The sequence below is a fragment of the Mycoplana rhizolycopersici genome (assembly GCF_013378445.1).
Lineage (GTDB): Bacteria > Pseudomonadota > Alphaproteobacteria > Rhizobiales > Rhizobiaceae > Mycoplana > Mycoplana rhizolycopersici.
In genome coordinates this window covers 13,188-28,199 of record NZ_JABXYK010000005.1, presented here as the reverse complement: position 1 = coordinate 28,199, position 15,012 = coordinate 13,188, and the positions used below count along the sequence as shown (strand labels likewise).

Genomic DNA, 15,012 nt, shown 5'->3' with positions numbered 1-15,012 from the left:
CTTCTAGAGCGCGGCCTTCATCGCCTTGCCTGCCACATAGGTTTCGCGCACCGCCCGGTCGTCGCCGAGCGTCTGCAGCAGGAAGAGTTCGTCGGCGAGCGAGCGGACGACTTCCATCCTGAGCGCCATCGCCGGGGTGGCGGCGGCGTCGAGGACGACGAGGTCAGCGTCGGTGCCGGGCTCCAGCGTGCCGATCCGGTCGGACAGCGACACGGCCTCCGCGTTCCCGAGCGTCATGTGGTAGAAGCTCTCGAACGGGTTCAGCCGCTCGCCCAGCAACTGCTGGATTTTGTAGGTCTCGTCCAGTGTCTTGAGCATCGAATAGCTGGTGCCGCCGCCGACGTCGGTGGCGAGGCCGACCCGGACCGGCTTCTCGCGGCGAGACAGAGCCTTCAGCGGGAACAGGCCGGAGCCCAGGAAGAGGTTTGACGTCGGGCAGTGAATGGCGACAGCATCCGCCTCGCTCATCGCATCCGCTTCGCGCTCCGAAAGATGGATGCAATGGCCGAACAGGCTTTTCGGGCCAAGCAGTCCATAGCGCGCGTAGACGTCGGTATAGTCGACTGCTTCGGGATAAAGTTCGGCTGTGAAGCGGATTTCCTCGTCATTCTCCGACAGGTGCGTCTGGATGTGCAGGTCGGGGAATTCGCGGGCGAGCGTTGCCGTCATCTCCATCTGCGCCGGGGTGGAGGTGATGGCGAAGCGGGGGGTGATCGCGACGTGGTTTCGACCCTTGCCGTGCCATTCCGCGATCACCGCGCGGGTCTCGTCATATCCCATCTGCGGCGTGTCGAGCAGGCCCTGTGGCGCGTTGCGGTCCATCATCACCTTGCCGCCGATCATGCACATGCCGCGCTTCAGCGCCTCGGTGAAATACGCGTCGGCGGATGCCTTGTGCACGGAGCAATAGGCGGCGGCGGTGGTGGTGCCGTGCCGCAGCATCTCATCATAGAAGTGGCGGGCGATCCGTGCCGCATGTTCCGGCTCGACGAAGCGGCATTCCTCGGGAAACGTATAGGTGTTGAGCCATTCCAGCAGGTTGGCGGCGTATGCGCCGATCACCTGCATCTGCGGAAAATGCACGTGGGTGTCGATGAAGCCCGGCATGATCAGGAAGGGCCGATGGTCGATCTCGTCCACATCGGCGGGGGCTGCCGCCAGCACGTCGGCATAGGGGCCTGCAGCAGCGATGCGCCCGTCCTCGATCAGCAGGCCTCCGTCGTCCTCGTAAGCGTAACTGTCCCTGTCGTCCATGTTCTCCGGCCTGCGGACAAAGCCCAGCAGGCGGCCGCGGAGCAGCGTTGCCGTCATCGCGTGTTTCCTTCCGAGACCGCGCTCTCGTACCAGGCGGTCAGCAGTTGCCGTTCTTCCGGCGTGATACCGGTGAGGTTGCCCGGTGGCATCGCATGGCTGCGGGCCGCCTGCAAATAGATTTCGCGTGCGTGGCTTGCGATCGCCGCATCACTGTCCAGCACCACGTCCTTCGGGGCGGCGCGCAGGCCTTCCCATACCGGTTCGGATGTGTGGCACATGCTGCACCGGCTGGTGATGATGTCGCGGGCGGCGGGGAAGTGCGCGTCTGCCGCAAATTTCTGGAAGACCGGAGCCGGGGTGGCGTTTGCCGTCTCGCCGCTCAGAACCTTGGGCACGGTGGAAAGCCAGATGATCAGGATGAACAGGATCGCGGTGGCAAGCCATGTCCAGGTCGGCCGGCCCTTTCTGGCATGGGTGGTGTTGAACCAGTGGCGGATGGTGACGCCCATCAGGAAGACCAGCGCTGCAATGATCCAGTTGAAGGCCGTCGCAAAGGCCAGCGGATAGTGGTTCGACAGCATGAAGAAGATGACGGGCAGCGTCAGGTAGTTGTTGTGCAGCGAGCGCTGCTTGGCGATGACGCCATATTTCGGATCCGGGGTGCGCCCGGCGATCAGGTCGGCAACGACAATCTTCTGGTTGGGTATGATGATGAAGAAGACGTTGGCCGACATGATGGTGGCGGTGAACGCCCCGAGATGCAGGAAGGCCGCGCGACCGGTGAAGACCTGCGTGTAGCCCCACGCCATGGCGACGAGCAGGATATAGAGCAGGATCATCAGCCCCCAGGTATTTTTGCCGAGCGGCGACTTGCAGAGCAGGTCGTAGAGGATCCAGCCTGCCGCCAGCGAGGCCAGCGAGATCAGGATCGCCGTCGTGGCGGAGACGTCGAGCACCTGTCGGTCAATCAGGAAGAGCTCGGCGCCGCCGTAGTAGACCAGACAGAGCATGGCGAAGCCGGAAAGCCAGGTGGCGTAGCTCTCCCATTTGAACCAGGTGAGATGCTCCGGCATGGTGGCGGGCGCCACCAGATACTTCTGGATGTGGTAGAAGCCGCCGCCATGAACCTGCCACTCTTCGCCATAGGCGCCGGGCGGCAGGTGCGGCCGCTTCACCAGGCCGAGGTCTAGGGCGATAAAGTAGAAGGACGATCCGATCCAGGCGATTGCTGTGATCACATGCAGCCAGCGCACGGCAAAGCCGATCCATTCCCAGGCGATGGCGTATTCGTACATGCGATGCCCCTCTTGATTGTTCGCACGTGCACATTGCGAAAAAAATCGTGGCGAGGGAAGGGGATCGGTTGCGGTTCGCACCGCCATGGCTTCAATCGACGAAGGTCGGCAGCTCCGAGCGCAGCCAGTTGCGAAACAGCTTGATCTTGGGGACGTTGCGCCGGCTCTCGGGATAGACCAGCCAGTGGGCCTTGCCGTCGGTGCAGGCGATGTCGAACGGCTGGTAGAGCCGCCCGAGCGCGACCTCGTGCACATAAAATTCCGGATTGAGCATGGCGATGCCGTGGCCGCCCATGACGGTGTCAGCTTCCAGCGTCTGCGTACCGAGATAGGTGTGCGGCCGGTCGCCGAGATCGACGCCGGGGACGCCCGCTTCGGCAAACCACAGCGCCCACCAGGGGTCCGTTGGGTCGAAGATCGGCAGCTTCAGCAGGTCTTCCGGTCTTTCGATGCCGCCGACGCTGTCTGCCAGCTTCGGGCTCAGCATCGGTGTGAAGGTCAGTTCCATCATGCGGTGGCAGGCAAGCCCCGGCCAGTTTCCGTCACCATAGCGGATCGCGACGTCCACGGCCTCGCGGGAGAAATCGACCAGACGCTGGTCCGTCAGGAGGCGCACGGCGACCGCCGGGTTTTGCAGATGGAAGGAGCCGAGATGTGGCGCCAGCCATTTGGACGCGATGGTATAGGTGGAGGAAATGACAAGCGTCCCCTCGGCATCCTCGAGCACCGAGGCGAAGGCGTCGCCAAGGATGGCGAAGGCCTCGGCAACCTTCGGGGCCAGCCGCTGGCCGATCTCCGTCAGCACGACCTGACGTGGCCGGCGCAGGAACAAAGGCTCGCCGACCAGGTCCTCCAGGAGCTTGATCTGGTAGCTGACGGCCGTCTGCGTCATGCCGAGCTCCTCGCCGGCGCGGGTAAAGCTTGCGTGCCGGGCGGTGGCGTCGAAGACGCGCATCGCATTCAACGGGAACTGACGGGCCATCTTCATGGATAAGCTCTCTTGATGCATGCAGACGAAGGTTCGATTGGAATTCGAGCATTTCGGAGCGCAGACTGCAAGCATGCTCAACAACCACCCATGAGGTGTCGTTATGACCTGCCCCGATCTCGCCCGCGAATCTGCCTCCACCCGAGACCCGCTCCCCGCACCGTTCGACTGGTGGGTGCGCGCGATCGTCGACGCGCTGATGCCCTCGCTCGGTACCCGCGTTCCAAGGCTCGATCCGGAGACGATGCCGGATCACCTGAAACGCGACATCGGACTGCTCGACGGGCGTGATCGGTATCGCGGCGAAAGCTATTGAGCCTGGCAGTGGTGGGGCTGCTCTTCCGACGCCAGCCACTTCGTCTTCCGGCGTTGGAACAATCGGCCTCGCGCGTGGTTAGGGTCGTGCATCCAACATGGAGGATCAGAAAAATGGATCACACCCAACACGTTCGACTTGGCGTTGCGGAACTCACGCCCGAAGTCCTCGAAGGCGCGACGATCTACGGAGCCGACGACCACAAGGTCGGCAAGCTGGACCATGTCCATGGCACGGGCGCTTCCGGTACCGCGATCATCGATGTCGGCGGTTTCCTTGGAATCGGAGCGAAGCCGGTGGCGGTTCCGCTCAGCGATCTCGAATTCATGCGCGACGAGGACGGCGAAGTCCACGCCGTCACCAGCTGGACGAAGGACCAGCTCAAGGAGATGCCCGAGCATCACCACTGAGCCGGAGCATCGCCACTCAACTGAATGCCCGGACAGAATGCGCAGAGCCCGGCCACAGCGCCGGGCACTTTTTCGCGCGGAACCTTCCTCCGTCACCTAGCTGAACCTGCAGCCTACCTTTGGCGAGTGCGAGCGCCGCGGCGTCACATGCCGCGCAGCCGCTCCACCGCCATCAGCACCCGCTCCGGCGTCGCAGGCGCGTCCAGCCGCGGGCAGTGCCGGTAATCCGCCACGCTTGCCACGGCCATCGACAGTGCTTCCAGCACCGAGATCGCCAGCATGAAGGGCGGTTCGCCGACGGCCTTGGAGCGGCCGATCGTCGGCTCCGCGTTTTCCGACCATTCGGCAAGACGCACGTTGAAGATCTTCGGGCGATCGGAGGCGAGCGGGATCTTGTAGGTGGAGGGCGCGTGCGTGCGCAGCCGGCCCTTGTCGTCCCACCAGAGTTCCTCCGTCGTCAGCCAGCCCATGCCCTGCACGAAGGCGCCTTCGACCTGGCCCTTGTCGATCGCCGGGTTCAGCGACCGGCCGACGTCGTGGAGGATGTCGACGCGATCGACCTGGTACTCGCCGGTCAACGTGTCGATCGAGACCTCGGAGACGGCGGCGCCATAGGCGAAATAGTAGAAGGGCGAGCCCATGCCCTTCGCGCGGTCCCAGTGGATCTTCGGCGTCTTGTAGAAGCCCGCGGCCGACAGTTGTACGCGCGCCATGTAGGCCTGCTTGATGAAATCGGCGAACGGCACGAGTGTCTCGCCGATGCGCACATGATGCGGCACGAAGGCGACGTCGTCGGGCGAGACGCCCCACTTTTCGGCCGCAAAGGCCACCAGCCGCTCCTTGATCTGCCGGGCGGCATCAAAGGCGGCCATGCCGTTCAGGTCGGAGCCTGAAGAGGCGGCGGTGGCCGACGTATTCGGCACCTTGGCCGTCGTCGTCGCGGTGATCTTCACCGTTGCGATGTCCACCTGGAAGGCGTCGGCCAGCACCTGCGCCACCTTGGTGAACAGGCCCTGGCCCATCTCGGTGCCGCCGTGGTTCAGGTGGATCGAGCCGTCCTGGTAGACATGCACGAGCGCGCCGGCCTGATTGTACCAGGTGGCGGTGAAGGATATGCCGAACTTCACCGGCGTCAGCGCGATGCCCTTGCGGATGACACGGCTTTTGGCGTTGAAGTCGATGATGGCCCTGCGACGCGCCTTATAGTCCGATGAGTGATCCAGTTCGTCGACAATCCGGGCGACGATGTTGTCCTCCACCGGCTGGTGATAGGGGGTGAGTACGCGGTCTGAGCCTGGCTCGCCGTAGAAATTGGCCTTGCGGATTTCCAGCGGGTCCTTGCCCAGCGCGTAGGCGATCTCCTCGATGATGCGCTCGCCGCCGACCATGCCCTGCGGGCCGCCGAAGCCGCGGAAGGCGGTGTTGGAGACGGTGTTCGTCTTCAGCGGCTGGGAGGTCAGCCGGACATTCGGATAGAAATAGGCGTTGTCGGCGTGGAACAGCGCGCGGTCGGTCACGGGGCCGGACAGGTCGGAGGAGAAACCGCAGCGGGCGGCGTAGTTCGCCTTGACCGCCTGGATGCGTCCCTCTTCGTCGAAGCCGGTCTCGTAGGCGACGAGGAAGTCGTGGCGCTTGCCGGTGGTCGTCATGTCCTCGTCGCGGTCGGGGCGGAATTTCACCGCGCGCTTCAGCTTCTTGGCAGCAATCGCGGCGATCGCCGCGAACTGGTTCGACTGCGTTTCCTTGCCGCCGAAGCCGCCGCCCATGCGGCGCACCTGCACCGTCACCGCATTGGAGGGAACGCCCAGCGCATGGCCGACCATGTGCTGCACCTCGCTCGGATGCTGGGTGGAGGACCAGACGGTGACATCGTCGTCCTCGCCGGGGATTGCGAGCGCGATATGGCCCTCGAGATAGAAATGGTCCTGGCCGCCGATGCGCATTTCGCCCGAGATGGTGCGGGGGGAGGCGGCAAGGGCCGCATCGGCATCGCCGCGCGACAGCGTCAGCGGATCGGTGACAAGCGTCGCGCCATTCTCCAGCGTATCCGTCACTTCCGTCCAGTGCGGCAGGTCGCGGTATTCGATCTTAGCCAGTCGCGCTGCCTTTCGCGCGGCCTCGCGGCTTTCGGCGATCACCGCGAAGACCGGCTGGCCGTGGAACTCGACCCGGCCTTCCGCCAGCACCGGCTCGTCATGGCGGCCGGTCGGGCTGATGTCGTTGTGGCCCGGCACGTCCGCCCCGGTCATCACCCAGACGACGCCGGGGGCTGTGCGGACGGCGGAGAGGTCCATCGAGACGATTTCAGCATGCGCCCGGTCGCTCATGCCAAGGGCGGCATGCAGCGTACCCTCAGGCTCGGGCATGTCGTCGATATAATCGGCGCTGCCGGCGACATGCTTGTGGGCACTGTCGTGCCGCAGCGACGCGTGCATCGGGGCTGAGATCGTCTTGCGTTCCTCGAAGGCGGACTTGTCCATCAGCATGCACCTCCGGCTTTTTCATCCCATCGGCGATGCCATGAGGAGCATGTCTTCAACGCTGTCCACCGGCTTTCATGCGGGCCGCCCCTCATCCGCCTACCGCCACCTTTTCCCCGCAGGCGGGGAGAAGGGCGGGGTGCGCAACGTCTCCGTTCAGCTATCACCGCTTGCGCGGAGAGGGTTAAGGTGAGGGGCAATTCTCGGCGCTTGCGAAGGAGCGCCGGCTGAGCCGGTTCACGGCCATACGGTGATACGAAGGGTCTATCCGCGGTGCGTCCGGCCATCACGCCACCTCCTCGAAGCGGTGCAGCTGCGCCGTCTCTCCCGTCGTTTCCAGATAGAACCGCATCAGGAGGTTTCTTGCCGCCAGCATGCGGTAGGCGGCGGTGGCGCGCCAGTCGCTCAGGGGCGTGTAATCCTGCTCGAAGGCCATGGCGGCAGCAACAATGGTCGCTTCCGTCCACGGCTTGCCCCTGAGGGCCGCCTCGACATGCGTCGCCCGCTTCGGCGTGCCGGCCATGCCACCGAAACAGAGGCGGGCATAGGTAACGGTGCCGGCGTGGTCGAGTGCGATGCGGAAGGCGCCGCAGAGCGCCGAAATGTCCTCGTCGCGGCGTTTGGAAAGCTTGTAGACGGCGAAGCGGTCGTCGGCAGCCGGCGCCGGGACGAACAGGCTTTCGACGAACTCGCCGGGTCGGCGGTCCTGCCGGCCGTATTCGATGAAATAGTCCTCCAGCGGCAGTTCGCGGCGCCCGGCGGTGGCGCGCAAGGCGAGGGTGGCGCCAAGGGCTATGAGCGGAGGCGGGGTGTCGCCGATCGGCGAGCCGTTGGCGATGTTGCCGCCGATCGTGCCCATGTTGCGCACCTGCGCGCCGCCAATGCGGTCGATCAGCGGCCGCAGCGCCGGAACCATCTCGCAGAGCGCGGCAAAGGCCTGCGTATAGGTGACGCCTGCGCCGATCGTCAGCCCACCGTCGCTGCGTTCGATCGCCTGCAGTTCCTGCAGGTGATTGATGAAGACGACGGGATCCAGCGCGCGCATCTGCTTGGTCACCCAGAGCCCGACATCGGTGCAGCCGGCGACCAGCGTCGCCTTCGGTTCTGCCGCAAGCACCTCGGCAAGCGCGCCGACGTCGGCGGGTATGACGACGCGGTTGCCGACCTCGCCCATCCGGATCGTCTGGCGCGGTGCGAGCGCTGCAAGCTTTTCCTTCACATCCGCGCGGGTGCGCTCGATCGGGTCGAAGACGGCGCTCGGACGGGTGGCCGCGACGGCCTCGGCGGCGGCCACGATCGGCTCGTAGCCGGTGCAGCGACAGAGATTGCCCTGCAGTGCCTTCTCGATCTCCGGCCGGCCGGGCCGGTCGCTGGCGAGCCACAGGCCGTAGAGCGACATGACGAAACCCGGCGTGCAGAAGCCGCATTGCGAGCCGTGATGGTCGACCAGCGCCTGCTGCACGGGATGCAGGGCGCCGTCGGGGGCGGCGAGATGCTCGACGGTGACGACATGGGTGGCGTTCAACGAGCCGAGCAGCCGGATGCAGGCGTTCACGCTCTCGTAGACGAGGTCGCCGTCCAGGAGGCGCCCGACGAGCACGGTGCAGGCGCCGCAGTCGCCTTCAGCGCAGCCTTCCTTCGTGCCGGTCAGCCGCCGGCGCAGGCGCAGCCAGTCCAGGAGCGTGCCGGTCGCGGGCACATCGTCGAGGACGATATCTTCATCGTTGAGGATGAGGCGGATACGACCCGTCTGCTGCATGCGTCTTCCTTTGCCTCGATCTTCGCTGCTTATTGGGCGGTCCAGCCGCCGTCGATGGAAATGTGCGTTCCGGTGACGGAGCGGGCGGCATCGCTCGCAAGATAGACGGCGGCCGCGGCGACCTCGTCGACGGAAACGAATTCCTTGGTCGGCTGGAACTTCAGCATGACGTCCGACTTCACCTGCGCCTCGGTGATGCCGCGCGCGCGCGCGGTGTCGGGGATCTGCTTCTCGACCAGCGGCGTCAGAACGTAGCCCGGGCAAATGGCGTTGACGGTGATGCCCTGGTCGGCGACTTCGAGTGCCACAGCCTTTGTCAGCCCCATGATACCATGCTTTGCGGCCACGTAGGCCGACTTGAACGGTGAGGCGACCAGCCCGTGGGCCGAGGCGATGTTGATCACTCGCCCCCAGCCCCTGGCCTTCATGCCGGGGATTGCCGCCCGGATGGTGTGGAACGAGCTCGACAGGTTGATGGCGATGATCTGGTCCCACTTCTCGACGGGGAAATCCTCGATCTTCTCGACGTGCTGGATGCCGGCATTGTTGACAAGGATGTCGACGCCACCGAATTCGCCGGCTGCGGTCTCGATCATGTCGGCAATTTCCGCAGGCTTCGTCATGTCGGCCGGGTGATAGCTCACCTTGCCGCCGCCGCTTTCGGCGAGCCGCTTTCGGATCGTCTCGATCTCGGCGGGATCGCCCAGTCCGTTGAGGACGACGTTGGCACCGCCCTCGGCGAAAGCGGTCGCGATCGCAAGCCCGATGCCGCTGGTGGAGCCGGTAACGACGGCTGTCTTCATCTCTGGCCTTCTCCCTGTCGTTGCAATGCGCGACACTCCCGGCGCACCGCATCAATGCCAGCCTACGCGCAAAGAACGGGGCGGCGCAATCGGCTTTTGGGACCTGGGTGTGCGGTGTGATTTGCGTTTTATTTTCTTTTGACATTCGTTTTCATGTCGTAATGATGATTCCGAAGGCCGAGGGTAAACGCCCTGGGGAGCGGCCGCAGCTATCGGGGAGGATTTTCATGGGTGGCTACATTCTCGCGATCGACCAGGGCACGACCTCGAGCCGGGCGATCGTGTTCGACGAAAGCCAGAAGGTGGCGGGCGTCGGTCAGCGCGAGTTTCCGCAGATCTTCCCCCGCTCCGGCTGGGTGGAGCACAATCCCGAGGACATCTGGGAAAGCGTCATCTGGTCGGCGCGCGTGGCGCTCGAGCAGGCGGGCATCGGTGCATCGGACCTTGCGGCCATCGGCATCACCAACCAGCGCGAGACCGTCGTGGTGTGGGATCGCGATACCGGCCGGCCGGTACACAACGCCATCGTCTGGCAGGACCGACGGACCGCCGAACGCTGCGACGAACTGAAACGGCAGGGGCTCGAAGAGCTTTTCACCCGCAAGACCGGGCTGCTGCTCGACCCCTATTTCTCCGGCACCAAGCTTGCCTGGATCCTCGATCACGTGGACGGCGCACGTGAGCGTGCCGCGCGCGGTGAACTCTGCTTCGGCACCGTCGATACCTTCCTCATCTGGCGGCTCACCGGCGGCCGCTCCTTCCTCACCGATGCGACCAATGCCAGCCGCACGCTGATGTACGACATCGCGGCCAACGCTTGGGACGACGAACTGCTCGGAATTCTCAACGTGCCCAGGGCGCTGCTGCCGGAGGTGCGCGACTGCGCGGCCGACTTCGGCGTCACCGAGCGATCGCATCTGGGGGCGGAAGTGGCGATTCTCGGTGTTGCCGGCGACCAGCAGGCGGCGACGATCGGCCAGGCCTGTTTCGAGCCTGGCATGATGAAATCCACCTACGGCACCGGCTGCTTCGCCCTGCTGAACACCGGCAAGGACAGGGTACCTTCGAAGAACCGGCTGTTGACGACCATCGCTTACCGGCTGGACGGCGAGACGACCTATGCACTCGAGGGCTCGATCTTCATCGCGGGGGCCGCGGTGCAGTGGCTGCGCGACGGATTAAAGATCATCGGGACCGCGTCCGAGGCGAGCGAGCTTGCCGCCAAGGCGGATCCGATGCAGGCGGTCTATCTCGTGCCGGCCTTCACCGGGCTCGGTGCGCCGCACTGGGACGCCGAGGCGCGCGCGGCGATTTATGGGATGACGCGCGGCACCGGGCCTGCCGAATTCGCGCGCGCGGCGCTGGAGGCCGTCTGCTTCCAGACCCGCGACCTGCTGGAGGCGATGCGGGGCGACTGGGCCAATGGCGCAGGCGGCACGGTCCTGCGCGTCGACGGCGGCATGGTGGCCTCGGACTGGACGATGCAGCGGCTCGCCGACATCCTGGACGCGCCCGTCGATCGTCCCACCATTCTGGAGACGACGGCGCTGGGTGCTGCCTGGCTTGCCGGCCAGCGTGCCGGCGTCTGGCCGGACCGGGAGGGCATCGCCCGCTCCTGGGCGCGTGATCGCCGCTTCGAACCGCATATGGACGAGGCGGTCCGCCAGACCAAGGTTGCCGGATGGAAGGACGCGGTGCGCCGGACGTTGAGCGCGGGCTAGGGCGGCGCGGGACCGACGGATCACAGTACACGACAAAAGGATTGCATGAGTATGATCTCTCCCGCTTCCCTCATTCCGGCCCCGAGCCGGAATCCAGGCGCCTTACGTCCGTAAGACGAAAAGATTCTCGTGCGATCAAAGACAGGATCGCGCTGGTTCCCGGCTCGAGGCCGGGAAGACGGGAGCGGGTAGTCCCTTGAACCACGACGAAGATCGAGACCATGCACCACTCTTCGAACACCATCTCGAACATTGTCGCAGGTCGATCATGCGGCACCTGCACACTCTGTTGCCGTCTGCCTGACATCGATCTGTTCGAGAAACCGGCTAATGTCTGGTGCAGGCATTGCGTCGAGGAGAAGGGGTGCTCGATCTACTAGCATAGGCCTTCTGTCTGCCGGGACTTCCTGTGCCTCTGGATTACCGACGAGAAGCTGGGCGAGGAGTGGGACCCGTCGCGCTCGCACATGATGATCTACAGGCAGGGGCCGCAGCTCACACTGCTGGTCGATCCCGACCATCCGGAGATCTGGCGCAGCGAGCCTTACCACACGCAGTTGCGGGCCTGGGCCGCGGATAGTGAGCCGACCGGCGGCTACGTCATCGTGTTCCGGCAGGACGACGTCTTCAAGATCTGATCGGCGTGGCGCGATCGCTTCCTGAGTTCGCTCGATGACATCCGTTGAAAATTTTCATGTCTCCTGTCGGGATCGGCGCTACTTCTACGTCATATCGAGGAAGGAGTGTCCGATGCTTTATGCCGTGCTTTGCTACAATTCCGAGGATGCCGTCGCCGCGTGGAGCCGGGAGGAGGAGGACAAGGTGATGTCCGATCTCGCCGCGGTCGAAAGGAAATATGCTGCGGCGGGCAAGCTGGGGCCGGTCGCCCGGCTGATGCCGACGACGGCTGCAACGACGTTGCGCAAGTCTCCCGGCGAGAGCTTCGTCGTCGATGGGCCCTTTGCAGAGACGAAGGAGCAGTTTCTCGGCTTCTTCCTCGTCGACATGGAAACGCTCGACGAGGCGATCGCCTTCGCCAGGGAACTGGCCGTCGCCAATCCGGGCGTCGGCGCCTACGAGATCAGGCCGCTGCGCGTCTTCAAGCCGGGCGGATCGCTGGAGGCGCTGTGAGCGAACTGTCCTGGATAGATCTTGCGCTTTCCTCCGCCCGCCCGCAGGCGATGGGTGCGCTTCTGCGCTATTTCCGCGATCTCGACCTTGCGGAAGAGGCCTTTCAGGAGGCGTGCCTCAGGGCCGTGCGGACCTGGCCGGAGAAGGGCCCGCCGCGCGATCCGGTCGCCTGGCTTATCTTTGTCGGCCGCAACAGCGGCATCGATCACCTGCGCAAGCGGGCGCGGCAGGAACCGCTGCCGCCTGAGGAGCTGCTGTCGGATCTCGATGACGTGGAAGGGGATCTGGCGGAGCGACTGGACGGCTCGCACTACCGCGACGACATTCTGCGGCTTCTCTTCGTCTGCTGCCATCCCGAATTGCCGGCGACGCAGCAGATCGCGCTGGCGCTGCGCATCGTCTCCGGGCTGTCCGTGCGCCAGATCGCTCGCGCTTTCCTGGTGTCTGAAGCGGCTATGGAACAGCGCATCACCCGCGCCAAGGGCAGGATCGCCGCAGCCGGCCTGCCGTTCGAGGCACCGGACGCAGTCTCACGGACCGAGCGCCTCGGCGTGGTGGCTGCCATGATCTATCTGGTCTTCAACGAAGGATATTCCGCGGGCGAAAAGCAGCGCGCCGATGCGCCCTTCTGCGAGGAAGCGATACGGCTTTCGCGGTTGTTGCTGCGGCTCTTTCCGGCCGAGCCGGAGATCATGGGGCTGACGGCCCTGCTGCTTCTCCAGCACTCGCGGCGCAGTGCGCGCTTCGGTGCCGACGGGCAGATCGTGCTTCTGGAGGATCAGGACCGCAGCCTCTGGGACAAACGCGCGATCCGCGAGGCTCTCGCGCTGATCGACAAGGCGCTGCGCCACCGCGCGCCTGGATCATACCAGATCCAGGCGGCGATCGCCGCGCTGCATGCGCGCGCGGAGGTGGCGGAACAGACGGACTGGGAGCAGATCGACCTGCTGTACCAGTCGCTGGAGCGCATCCAGCCATCGCCGGTCGTCACCCTCAACCGCGCCGTAGCCGTGTCGAAGCGGCACGGGCCGCAGGCGGCGCTGGACCTGATCGAGCCGCTGGCGGAGCGGCTGTCCGGATACTTCTATTTCCACGGGCTGAGGGGCGGTCTGCTGCAGCAGCTCGGCCGCGCCCGCGAGGCCCATGACGCCTTCGAGCGCGCGATCGCGCTTGCTACTACCCCGGCGGAGGCCGGGCATATCCGCCAGCATCTCGACGCTCTTGCCCGCGATATCGCCATTTTGGCGAAATAATTCGGAAAAAATCGGCAGCCGATGTCGGATCGTGCCGATCCTGTGCGTCCTAGGCGGGAAGCGATTGGAAAATCAACGAGGAGAAAGACCATGGACACGACCGTCGAGATCAAGCCGGCCAATGAGCGCGAACTCGTTCTCACGCGGGTGCTGATTGCGACGCCTGCCCAGCTCTTCAAGGCCTGGACCACCCCGGAGCTGATGACGCAGTGGTTCGCGCCGAAGCCCTACGAGACGCCGGTCGTTGAGATCGAGCCGCGCGACGGCGGCAAGTTCCGCACCGTGATGACTGGGCCGGACAATTTCCACATGGATTCGACCGGCGTCCTGCTGAAGGTGGAGAAGGACCGCCGGATCATCTTCACCGATGCCTTCGGCCCGGACTGGAAGCCGACCGAAAAGGCGTTCTTCACGGCCGAAATCCTCTTCGACGACCTTGGCGACGGGCGCAGCCGCTATACCGCGATCGCCCGCCACTGGAACGTGGAAGACGCCAGGACGCACGAGACGATGGGCTTCCATGGCGGCTGGGGACAGGTCGCGACCCAGCTCGAGGCGGTCGCCTCCAGACTTTGAGCGAGTTTCGGCTCATGCGGTGCTTCAATCCCGCATGGGCGCCTACTTCCAGATGCCGAAGCGCTCCTGCATGTAGGCGACCGAAGCGCGATTGGCGTCCTTGCGGGTGATCCCCTCGATGGTCGAGCGGTAGAGGGAATCGATGTCATGCGCGTCCGTCGTCAGCGGTTCCTCGATGCCGGCCGGAAGCCAGATCGGGATGCCCTTCCAGGCGAGCAGGCCGGAAAGCCAGACATCGTCCACCGTCCAGACCGCATCGGGAATGTCGTAGGCGGTGTCGTCGAAGAAGTCCGGCCGCACCACCACTCCGCCGAGGCCCTGCAGGATATCGACATAGCCGGCCTTGGCGATCGGACGGCGAATCGGCCGCGGCGTGCCTGTGCGCAATAGCATCGAGGCGAGCCTGTGGCTCAGCCGCCGGGCGCGCAGCGGCAGGTCCAGCTTGCCTGCGCGCTTGGCCTTCGGCTGGAACGGGCCCGGCTTGCCGCGGTGTGGCGGAATGCCCTTGCCGTTCAGCGCGACGCACTCGCCCGGCCTTGCGGCCTGTGCGGCGAAAAGGTCGGCTGCCCAGGTGGGGCCGAAAATCTTGTCGTCGTCGCAAAAGAGGATCTGCGCCTCCTGCCTGCCGCGTAGTTCGCGGGCGGCGAACAGCACCTTCGAGGCCGGACCGAGGTCGCTGTCCGGCCGCACGATCTTCACGCCCTCCGGCACCGGCGGCAAGGTCCCGGCGTAGTCCGGGAAGCGGCGGTAGCGCTCGGGAACGTAGAGGCGGATTTCGTCGATCGCGCCCTTCTGGTTCACCAGGCTTTTCAGTGTCGGCGCCAAGGTGGCGAAGCGAGGGGGTATGGTTGACAGCGAAATGATGCGCAAAAAAGAACTCCGAATTCGCAATATGCGCCCACCCGGGGCCGTCGCAAGTTGTGAGAACTCTTTGCCATGGCGGTTGCGGCAGGGTCAAGGAAGCGCCGACTTCGGAATGCCCCGCCACGTCAGCAGCGGCGATCCGTAGCAACCGTTGAACGCATT

The 15,012-nt window shown here is 65.0% G+C and carries 14 protein-coding genes; 7 read left to right on the top strand and 7 right to left on the bottom strand.

Features of this window, described 5'->3' with window-relative positions; genetic code table 11:
* Positions 1–3 precede the first annotated feature (3 nt).
* From guaD to HV823_RS09415, 3 genes are all read right to left on the bottom strand, one after another.
* A complete protein-coding gene (gene guaD / locus HV823_RS09425; protein WP_176949480.1) occupies positions 4–1,311 on the bottom strand; it encodes a guanine deaminase in 1,308 nt (435 codons plus the stop codon).
* The gene (gene puuD / locus HV823_RS09420; RefSeq protein ID WP_176949479.1) at positions 1,308–2,549 is read right to left on the bottom strand and encodes a urate hydroxylase PuuD; all 1,242 of its coding nucleotides are present in this window, start codon (positions 2,547–2,549) and stop codon (positions 1,308–1,310) included. Before puuD ends, guaD begins: the two co-directional genes overlap by 4 nt.
* Positions 2,550–2,640: 91 nt before the next feature.
* Positions 2,641–3,537: a LysR substrate-binding domain-containing protein gene (locus HV823_RS09415; RefSeq protein ID WP_176949478.1), complete on the bottom strand. Its 897-nt coding sequence runs from the start codon at positions 3,535–3,537 to the stop codon at positions 2,641–2,643.
* A gap of 103 nt (positions 3,538–3,640) precedes the next feature.
* Here HV823_RS09415 and HV823_RS09410 point away from each other — a divergent pair, with 103 nt between their 5' ends.
* Positions 3,641–3,853 carry a hypothetical protein gene (locus HV823_RS09410; RefSeq protein ID WP_176949477.1) on the top strand — a complete coding sequence of 71 codons (213 nt, stop codon included), beginning with the start codon at positions 3,641–3,643 and terminating at the stop codon, positions 3,851–3,853.
* Positions 3,854–3,966: 113 nt separating this feature from the next.
* Positions 3,967–4,263: a PRC-barrel domain-containing protein gene (locus tag HV823_RS09405; RefSeq protein WP_176949476.1), complete on the top strand. Its 297-nt coding sequence runs from the start codon at positions 3,967–3,969 to the stop codon at positions 4,261–4,263.
* 143 nt (positions 4,264–4,406) lie between these two features.
* Here the strand turns inward: HV823_RS09405 and xdhB are convergent, their stop codons facing one another.
* From xdhB to HV823_RS09390, 3 genes are all read right to left on the bottom strand, one after another.
* On the bottom strand, positions 4,407–6,743 hold the full coding sequence (xdhB, locus tag HV823_RS09400; RefSeq protein ID WP_176949475.1) for a xanthine dehydrogenase molybdopterin binding subunit: 2,337 nt from the start codon (positions 6,741–6,743) through the stop codon (positions 4,407–4,409).
* Positions 6,744–7,029: 286 nt separating this feature from the next.
* Positions 7,030–8,502, bottom strand: coding sequence for a xanthine dehydrogenase small subunit (gene xdhA / locus HV823_RS09395; protein ID WP_176949474.1), 1,473 nt, complete (start codon positions 8,500–8,502; stop codon positions 7,030–7,032).
* A 29-nt stretch (positions 8,503–8,531) separates the two neighbouring features.
* On the bottom strand, positions 8,532–9,305 hold the full coding sequence (locus tag HV823_RS09390; protein ID WP_176949473.1) for a 3-hydroxybutyrate dehydrogenase: 774 nt from the start codon (positions 9,303–9,305) through the stop codon (positions 8,532–8,534).
* 227 nt (positions 9,306–9,532) lie between these two features.
* Here HV823_RS09390 and glpK point away from each other — a divergent pair, with 227 nt between their 5' ends.
* The 5 genes from glpK (at position 9,533) to HV823_RS09365 (ending at position 13,986) form a co-directional block, all read left to right on the top strand.
* On the top strand, positions 9,533–11,026 hold the full coding sequence (gene glpK, locus HV823_RS09385; protein WP_176949472.1) for a glycerol kinase GlpK: 1,494 nt from the start codon (positions 9,533–9,535) through the stop codon (positions 11,024–11,026).
* 467 nt (positions 11,027–11,493) lie between these two features.
* Positions 11,494–11,664 (top strand): hypothetical protein, encoded by a 171-nt coding sequence (locus tag HV823_RS26645; RefSeq protein WP_246301062.1) that lies wholly within the window; start codon positions 11,494–11,496, stop codon positions 11,662–11,664.
* 112 nt (positions 11,665–11,776) lie between these two features.
* On the top strand, positions 11,777–12,157 hold the full coding sequence (locus tag HV823_RS09375; protein ID WP_176949471.1) for a YciI family protein: 381 nt from the start codon (positions 11,777–11,779) through the stop codon (positions 12,155–12,157).
* On the top strand, positions 12,154–13,410 hold the full coding sequence (locus HV823_RS09370; RefSeq protein WP_176949470.1) for a sigma-70 family RNA polymerase sigma factor: 1,257 nt from the start codon (positions 12,154–12,156) through the stop codon (positions 13,408–13,410). Before HV823_RS09375 ends, HV823_RS09370 begins: the two co-directional genes overlap by 4 nt.
* Positions 13,411–13,500: 90 nt before the next feature.
* Positions 13,501–13,986 (top strand): SRPBCC family protein, encoded by a 486-nt coding sequence (locus tag HV823_RS09365; RefSeq protein ID WP_176949469.1) that lies wholly within the window; start codon positions 13,501–13,503, stop codon positions 13,984–13,986.
* A gap of 42 nt (positions 13,987–14,028) precedes the next feature.
* Here the strand turns inward: HV823_RS09365 and HV823_RS09360 are convergent, their stop codons facing one another.
* The gene (locus tag HV823_RS09360) at positions 14,029–14,787 is read right to left on the bottom strand and encodes a glycosyltransferase family 2 protein (RefSeq protein WP_343051819.1); all 759 of its coding nucleotides are present in this window, start codon (positions 14,785–14,787) and stop codon (positions 14,029–14,031) included.
* Between the last annotated feature and the right edge of the window lie 225 nt (positions 14,788–15,012).